This is a genomic window from Psychrilyobacter sp. (genome assembly GCF_049671765.1).
In the GTDB taxonomy this organism is placed as follows: domain Bacteria; phylum Fusobacteriota; class Fusobacteriia; order Fusobacteriales; family Fusobacteriaceae; genus Psychrilyobacter.
Map to the genome: position 1 here is coordinate 1 of NZ_JBATVM010000337.1, position 8745 is coordinate 8745.

General features: G+C 26.5%; 5 protein-coding genes. 2 read left to right on the top strand and 3 right to left on the bottom strand.

All coding sequences use genetic code 11. From position 1 onward, the window contains the following. The coding region (locus tag WBG30_RS15490) for a tyrosine-type recombinase/integrase (RefSeq protein ID WP_424505552.1) at positions 1–920 on the top strand (920 nt) is incomplete at its 5' end. A gap of 70 nt (positions 921–990) precedes the next feature. On the opposite strand, the gene WBG30_RS15495 is transcribed toward WBG30_RS15490, so the two are convergent. Then, positions 991–5268: a hypothetical protein gene (locus WBG30_RS15495; RefSeq protein ID WP_424505553.1), complete on the bottom strand. Its 4278-nt coding sequence runs from the start codon at positions 5266–5268 to the stop codon at positions 991–993. Next, entirely contained in the window at positions 5268–6461 is a 1194-nt protein-coding gene (locus WBG30_RS15500; RefSeq protein WP_424505554.1) for an MBL fold metallo-hydrolase, read from the bottom strand. The genes WBG30_RS15495 and WBG30_RS15500 overlap by 1 nt, the downstream gene beginning before the upstream one ends. Positions 6462–6700: 239 nt before the next feature. Between WBG30_RS15500 and WBG30_RS15505 the strand changes: the two genes are divergently transcribed. Further along, positions 6701–7615 (top strand): hypothetical protein, encoded by a 915-nt coding sequence (locus WBG30_RS15505; RefSeq protein WP_424505555.1) that lies wholly within the window; start codon positions 6701–6703, stop codon positions 7613–7615. Positions 7616–8264: 649 nt separating this feature from the next. On the opposite strand, the gene WBG30_RS15510 is transcribed toward WBG30_RS15505, so the two are convergent. Further along, on the bottom strand, positions 8265–8745 hold a 481-nt coding region (locus tag WBG30_RS15510), incomplete at its 5' end, for a 6-pyruvoyl trahydropterin synthase family protein (RefSeq protein ID WP_424505556.1).

The following is an 8745-nucleotide window of genomic DNA, read 5'->3' on the forward strand; positions in this document are numbered from 1 at the left end:
ACTCCGCTCAGGGAACTCTTTCTGAATCTAATCAAGTTACAAAAGAAACTATGGGAGGATATGAAAGTAAAGGTCAAGAGATTCAGGAAAATTTAGGAGAGTATACTCCGGAAGTTTCAATTATGAAAGGGAAAAAAGGACGACCTCCAAAGATAGATAAATTTTATATCTATCTGAAAGCTTCAGATCATAGCCCAAATACCGTAAAAACCTATGGGTATGTCATGAAGTTTTGGGATAAGGTGGCCAGATCTCATAATAAAACTATATATTATCTAACTATAGATGAGCTGGAAGCAGCTATAATATCTATAGATCTAAATACCAAGAGAAAAAGGATCTCTGCTTTAAGGCAGCTCGGAAGGTGGTATTTGAGAAATGGATATTCAAGATTACACCTGGAGTTAGAAAAATTAATTATAGTAGGACATAAAACAAGGGTTCCTTTGGCCAAGGGAGAAAATGAATTTATCGAGATAAAAAATCATGCCAAGGAACTTATAAGCCATGGGAAGAGAGAGGGAATTTGGCTTGGATTGATGCTCATGTGTGGGTTGAGAATCAGTGAAATCCAGACTGTGGAAGTAGGAGAAGGACAAATCAAAGTACTGGGGAAAAGAAACAAAGAAAGATTGATCCCTGCTAATGATTGGTTGATATTAGCTCTGAAAGAATTTAAGGGAGTTGGAACAGGTGGATATAAGAAAACTAAAGGGATAATAGACAGGAGTTTGAGGAGGATGGGATATACCCATCTGCATAGCTTGAGACATACCTATGCTACTATTCTCTTAAAAAGAGGATTGGCTCTCAATCAGATTCAGAAATTATTGGGACATAGTGATATATCTACAACTACTATTTATGCTCAATTTGAATTGCCGAAGAATGTGGCGGAGTTGTTGGAGAAGGATGTTTAAAAAAAATAAAAGACCTCCTAGCTGTAATGAATTTACAGTCAGGAGGTTTATATATATATAATAGTTATCTTTAAATTGGGTTATTTACTTTATAAAAATAGTGATTAGGACAAATTTGGTTAGACTCCAATACAAAGGTCTGACTAAACTCTGCGCTTCCAGCAAAACTACCATCATATCCACCACTTATAAACTGTTTTTCTCCTAAGACAGTCCAAACAAGTGAAAAACCATTTTCTACTAAGTATTTATTTAATAAATTTTTATTAACATAAATAGAAGTATCTTTAGCATTACTTATTAAAAACATCGGTCTTAAATCTAATAAATAAGCATTTTCACCATTCCAATTTAGATCTAAGTCTTTAAAGAAAATCTCTCCTGGAAATAAAAATTGACTTCCTATTTTAGATTTACAAAAATCAGAGTCTTTTTCATTATTAAAATCATTTACGGTAGGAATAAGTTTTACAGGTGGAGTTCTATCATCTACATGATTAAAAACTTGCTCTTCTTCAATCTCTTTATTTTCTAAAATATTTCTATAACTTGCACTCCAAGGATACTCACCTATCCATCCTTCATAAAAATGAGTATATCCACTAGGCATCCATTGACCCCAAAAGTGTTGATTTTGAGCCCAATTTTTAAAGATTCCTAATTCTTTAGTCTTTATTAAATAACTTTCTACATGTGACCATAATTTTTTTTTAGGATATTCTTCTAAATCAGAAGTGGCTTTTTCTACATCAAAGTACCCTTTTAATAGTAAATAATCTTGTTTTAAATAAGAAGATTCTATTAGGTGAAAAGTTTTATCATCTACATCTTCTTTTTTAAACCACTCTTCTGGAGAAAATCCCTCTATTTTCTTAAAATCATAAATTAAAATATTCCCTTGGAATTCATATTTTAATTTCTCATATGGTAAGGATGTTAAATCTATATTTCTAAATTCATTTCCTTGTTCAAACGGAATTACTTCTTTTTCATCATCATATTCATATTTAGGTTTATAGGGATAATTATCATAGATTTGTCCTAATATTCTATTTAAAAATATTTTTTGATATTTTTTGCTTACTCGCTCTACGCTTTCATCTCTAACTCTTAAAGAACCATAAGTGTAATTAATATATCTATCAAAACTTTTGATTTTTTCTGAATAACAATTATTAATTATTTTCTTATAAATCAATATTCCTACCTCTTTTTTGGTAAAGCCATACCCCTCTACTTTACTAGGAATAGTATAAATCCCAAAATCACTTTCAGTACAATTCCAAAACAATTTCCTATCTTCTTTTGGAACATCATAATATGAAATATGTATCTTTTCTATTTTTTCGCTACTATAAGGGGGTCTGAATATAGTTATGTCATGTTCTAAAATATTCATTGTCTCAGCTAATTCAGCAATATTTCTTAGAGTATCTCTTAGAACTACATTCTTTGGGAATTGACCTGTTTCAAGAAAATTAATATAAATATATTTTATAAGTCTTTTTATCATTTTCTTATCTTTATTTAATATTAAAGTGGCATATATAGCTCCCCACAGTCTTTCTTGGATATAGTCATCATCTATCTCTTTGAATTTTTCTATTAGAGAGAAAGTTATTTTTGGATATAATTTTATTAAATTGGTTAATCCCTTACTAGCTTTAGCTCTGATATAGATATCATTTAAAGATGTAAACCAAACTAATATTATTGATTTTGATTTTATAATTTCTAAATCTATGTATTTTTCTTTTAAAAATAATCCATCATCCAATAAAAGATCAATAATATCATATTTTTTATATGATTTCATCATCCAGGGTCCCCAAAAACAATCTTTTTGAACCATAGATTGACCTTTAAATAAATTATGGAAATATTCTGAATTAAGAGTCTCATCGTTTTTCAAAATCAATTCAAAAAGAATAAATAATGATTTAGCTACTAATTTAGAATCTTCTGGATGAAATAAACAACATTCAAAAATTTCTTTTGTTTCAGAATTTATATTATAAGTTTTTCTCCATAATAATGATGAAATAAAAAGATTTTTATATAAAGGACTATCCATGAGATTATATTCTTTTAACATTTCTTTATTATACTTTTCTTTGTATTTGTTTATTAAAATTTCCATGACACTGTAATTTTTATTTTTATTTTTTAAATAAGATTCAATCTCATTTTTATTAATTACTTTACTTGCTAAGGCATAATCAAAAAATTTCTCAAAAGAAAATGATATTGTGTAATTGTCATTATCAGAATATTCCTTTAATAAATTTTCTGAAATAAGGTCACATAATATTTGATTAGATAAAAATCCTATTCCATAGTTATTGAGTATAGAGGCTACGTTTTTTTTTGCTCCCTTCCACTTAATAAAATTTATATTTTGATTAAACATTTCTTCTGAAATAACTTCAACACAATCTAAAACCACTTCATCTTTTAATGAAATTTCATCGTATTTTTTTGAAATAATTTTATTTTTCTTTTCTATAATATTTTGAAATAATTCATCTATTCCATAGAAATCTCTATTTTCTTCTTCTTGATCTTTTAAAATATCGCAATAAAGTTTAAGGAAAAGAGGGTTAAAAAATTCATTATAGAATTTAAAATTACGGGGTATTCTTAAACCATAATAATCAAAGAAATATTGTAGGTTTTTTTCATTGATATCTTTGAGTCCTCTATGCTCTAACAAAATAAATTTATCTATAATTTCATCATCCAATGTTTCTTCCAAAAAGATATTACGACAAGAAATTATTAATTTTATATTTGAATAATTATCAAACTTTTCTATCATTGACCCTAAGTGTCTATTCCAATATGTTTGATTTTTAATTTCATCTAAAGCATCAATACATATTAATATATTTGTCTCTTTAATTTCTCCAATTATATTTAATACATATAAAAAATCATCAAAATTGCTATTCTTTAAATTTAACTTTTCTAAAATAACATTTTCTGGTATTTTATTTTCAAAATGTTGACTAAAAAAAATAAAACTAGGGATGTTATCCTTTATATTAGCTAAAACTAAATCACATAGACTATGAGTTTTTCCAATTCCTCCAACACCTTTTAATAATAATTTATTAGAAAAGAATAATATTAAAGGATTCTTTTCTAAAAAACTTTTAAATTCTTCTATAAATAATATAACCTCTTTTAAGATATTTAAATTTGCATTAGGATATTGTCCATAACGACTAGCCATAAACTGATGCCATTCTTTGTCTTTAAAAATGCCCTTACCAAATTTTTCTCCAAATATACTTAACTCTATATCGAATATATTATTTAATTTAATAACAATTTTAATTAGTTGATTATTTAATTTAGAGAAAAATTTATGTTCTCTACTTATCGATTTTAAAATGATCGAACTATTAATTTTAGATACAATTTTATAAATCTCTTTAGATATCTGATTTACTTCTTCTACAGATTCTTTGCAAAACGAAAGTGGACGTGATAATAAATCTTCAGTAGTACATTCTTCTAATTTTTGTAAGCAATTATTTAATTTTATGTTCTTCTTTTTTAACGTATTAAAGAAGTCATCTCTACCTGAAAACAATAACAAATCTTCATATGTAAGATTTGTTATATTTAAATCCTCGGAATATCTTGGTCCAGCTATTTTTTGAGCCGCTTCTAGATGAGCATTTATAAATGCAGAGTTAAATTTATTTTTAAACTCTTTAGGAATTTTTTTTAGTTTTTTTTCATCTAAATAAATATTATTTTGGTGTGAGTCAAACAATAGTTTATCAATTATATTGAAGGAAATTCCAGAAAGTTTTCTCTCAGTTCCTTGTTCTACTAAAACTCCTACAATAAAATTATTAATCAATATTGGTGATCCAGAAAGGCCTTTATAGCTTCCCAAATTATATTTTTCTTCTACTTTTAAACTGTAGTCAATATTCGTTTCATACTTTTCATCAGAGATAACAACTCCATCTAAATAAAATCCTTCTGGATATTCTTTAGGATAACCATATGATTTGAATTCAAAATCTTTTGATGAATTATTTAATTTTATGACTCTTGTTAAATTGATATCTAAAATAGGTTCTATTAATTTGATACTAACTATGTCTACTCTGTTGTCGTAAGCCGCTACTAAATCTAAAGTATTTCCAATAACTTCTCCAATATTATTAAAATTAATTACTACTTCTTTTTCTTTAGGTTTTCCTAAGAAATTTTTATATACATTGTGTCTAGCAGTAATAAATAGATCATTACTAATTAGGAATCCTGTACCAACAACTTCGTTATCTTTTAAAATTTTTCCAGTTATTTTTTTGATGTCAAATTCCATTAATATCTCCTTTCAATTATCTCATTTCCATTTCCAATTATAACTTTATATTGGTATTTTTCTTTCAAATTTTCCTTGTCTATTTTTTTTGCTTGTTCAATTGGATAGTTGAAAATAAATGTTTTTTCTTCTTTTCTAACTATTAAATTTGCTAGAACATCTAAATCCGGATGTCCAAATTTCTCTGAATTAGTTGAAAATATGTACTCTTTTGCATTAAACATATCAATAAAATCTTTTGTTATATTGTAATTGCTCCCATGATGCGGGACCTTAATAAGATCAAAGCATAAATTTTCTCCATATTCTTCAATTAAATTCTTTATTATGCTACAGTTATTCTTATTTTTTATTATTGCATCACCTAAAAATAGAAACTTCTTATCATATACTTCTAATACAAAAGAAATAGAACTTTCATTTACGGTAGAAGAATCTTTGTTGCTTAAGTCACTCAAATAAAGCTCTATATCATCAACTGAGCTTATCTTACTTTGAAATGATTTATAATTAGTTTTTAATCTAGAGATTAAAAATTCAAAAGAAGTTACTAATTGTTGATTTTTAGGAATTGAAAAGTGAAAGTTTTTTTTATCTAACTCTTCAAGCCATTCTAATTCCAATTTAGATAATTTATCCATATTTGGATTTACAATTTTTATTGAAATATTCTCAGACAGTTGAATTTTATCTAAACTATCTGTAATAGCCTTACCACTGTTCACTTTATTATGGCTATATTTCCCAAAATCTATTAATCCAGATAGTGAAACACCTTCTTTTGCACTAATTTCTTCTTTTTCTTGGAATTCGTCTTCATAACCTTTTTTTATGATAGTATTAATTATTTCTTCATCAATTGTATCTAATTCTGCTGTATGACTTGGATCATTCTGAATTATTTGTTCTAACCCATTAAACCAAATTTCATCTATCTCAATATATTTTTTTGAATTATTTTCTCTGAAAAGAGATATTAAACCACGTATATGGTCTGAATCAATATGAGTATTGATTATTAAAGATAGTTTTTCTCCTTTTTCACTTAATTCTTTTAAAAGTTGTTTCAAATGATCATCATAAGTTTTACTTAACCCACCATCGATAAGAATATTAGTAACACTATTTTCTTCTCTTATTGTTATTAAAAAACAATCTCCGTAAGAAGCTGGCAATATTTTTAAATTTATCATAAATTCCTCCCTAAAAATCTTTGTAACAAAATAACCTATTATTTATCAATATAACATTTGAATATTAAACAATCAATTATAATTAGATATATTATCTTTTATACTTTATTTTTTTTAGTTATAAATAAAGTATAATTTTATTATTTTAACTATAATGCAACTATTTGCCTTGATAAATGGATACTTTTATGTTAAATTCTATTGTATTATAAACTATAAACAAACAAGGAGTTAAAGTAATGGAAAGTATAAATTCAGATTTAGAAATTAAAAAAAAATATTTAAAAGATGAAATAGAAAATAGTCGGAAAAGAAATAAAAAAATATTTGAAAAAATTATATTATTTTTTATTATTGGTTTTGCATATTCCATAACCATAGTTTCTTTTCAAAAATATAATTCAAAGATACCATTATTATTTTTGCTATTTGGAGCCTTTTTTATAATTAAAATATATTTTGATAATAAAAAAATGGAATCAAAGTTATTTTCAGAGTTGATATTCTTAAATAGAGGTACCTTTCCAATTGAAGGTAATAACAATTTTGAGACTACATCAACTTCAGAAAAAGATAAAAAATTAGATAATATCTTATTTAACTATAAAGAAATAATAGTTGGAATAACACTTTTTAATATAATTATAGTTGGTGGTGGAACTTTATTTGGGGTTCTAGAGATGAAATCAATTGCAACAAGAGGGGAAAATATAAAAAAACAGTTATTTACTATACAAGATGAGCTTAAAGAAGAGACATTAAAAATTAAGAGTATATTTGAAAAAAAAGTTGAATTGCTAGAAATAGAAATAGAAAAAGATGGAATTAATGCTACTAATCAAATTAATAAAGAACAAAAGAGGTATAGTGATAGTTTAGAACTTAAGTACAAAGAAGTTATAAAAACTCTAGACACTAATAAATCTGAACTAGAAACATACGAACAAAATATTAATACACTAAATATTAGAAAGATAAGTTTAGAAAAAAAAATTAAACGCCTTGAAAATCTAGATAGATTAAATAATATACTTGATAAAATTGAAAAATACGCTTCTATTAATACTCTGATTTACCTTCTTATTGTGTGTGTTCCACTTAATATAGTTATTATAATATTTTGGATTAAACAACATTTTAAAAAGAAAAGATGAAAAGTTAAGGTTACTTGAAAACTTTAATGTTCTTGAAGAAACACGACAATTTTTTAAAGAATTTAAATCTTTATAGTCTTAAATTTCATAGATCTTGTTTTAATGGTTGAAAAATGAGAGAGTTCTAGCTATAAATACAAGAGCAGTTAATTTAAAAGGGCTTAGAAGGGAAATAAGAGGGTCAATTTAAAATGAGAAATAAATGAAAATAAAAACAAAAAGGCGGAGCGACCTTTTTGACTTAAATATAGGTTTTGAATTAAAGAAATGAAAAAAAGAGTAGATGCTATCTTCATTCATCTGCTCTTTTTTGATTGCTTTTAGGTTTTATTAGAGGTAACCAAAAGGGTTTTCCTCTACAAATTAGACTATAAAAGAGGATATCCGAGACCGCTTATCCATGCCACACTCCAAGGATCGCTCCTTTAGGGAATGAACTTCGTGTTCTTCTATCCAAAGGGTCTATGGATGGCAGAGATGGTCGAGGTTCCCCCAATCCGGTACTTATTGACTCAGCGAAGTGCTGCCCCATATGGATCGCACTCTACAAGGGAAGGGGGAATATCCGGTAAGACTCAAGGAAGAAATAAAAAGAAGAGTCTTAAAAGACTCTTCTTTTAGTTTGTAGATAAATAATTCATTTTAAAATTTAGAACTCTCTATAAGCTGCATTATCCCCAGAGATAACTTCTAATCTCTTGATATTGTAGTGAACCTTTAATAACGAATAGAATATTTCAAGTAAATTCTCACAAGTAGCTACTTTCTTTACTACTACTAATCTCTTTTCAGGATATGCTTTTGCTAACTCATTATCAAATGGAAGACCTAAAGTTGTGTTATCTTTGTCTCCATCATGAATTCCTTGCTCTTTATATACATTTAAAATCTGAGGAAGGATAGGGTCTTCTTCTTGTAGAATTAAAGCATGATCGAAATTTTTTAAATAGTCCCAAGCTATATTTTTTATTGAATTACAAGGAAATGCGAATCCAGTTTTTGGATCTACTTCTCCCTCTACCTCAATGAGCAATGTTCCTGTATGGCCATGAAGATATTGTGCTTCACCTTCGAATCCTAAAAATCTGTGTGCGTACTGAAAATCTAATTGACTTTTTGATCTCATATTG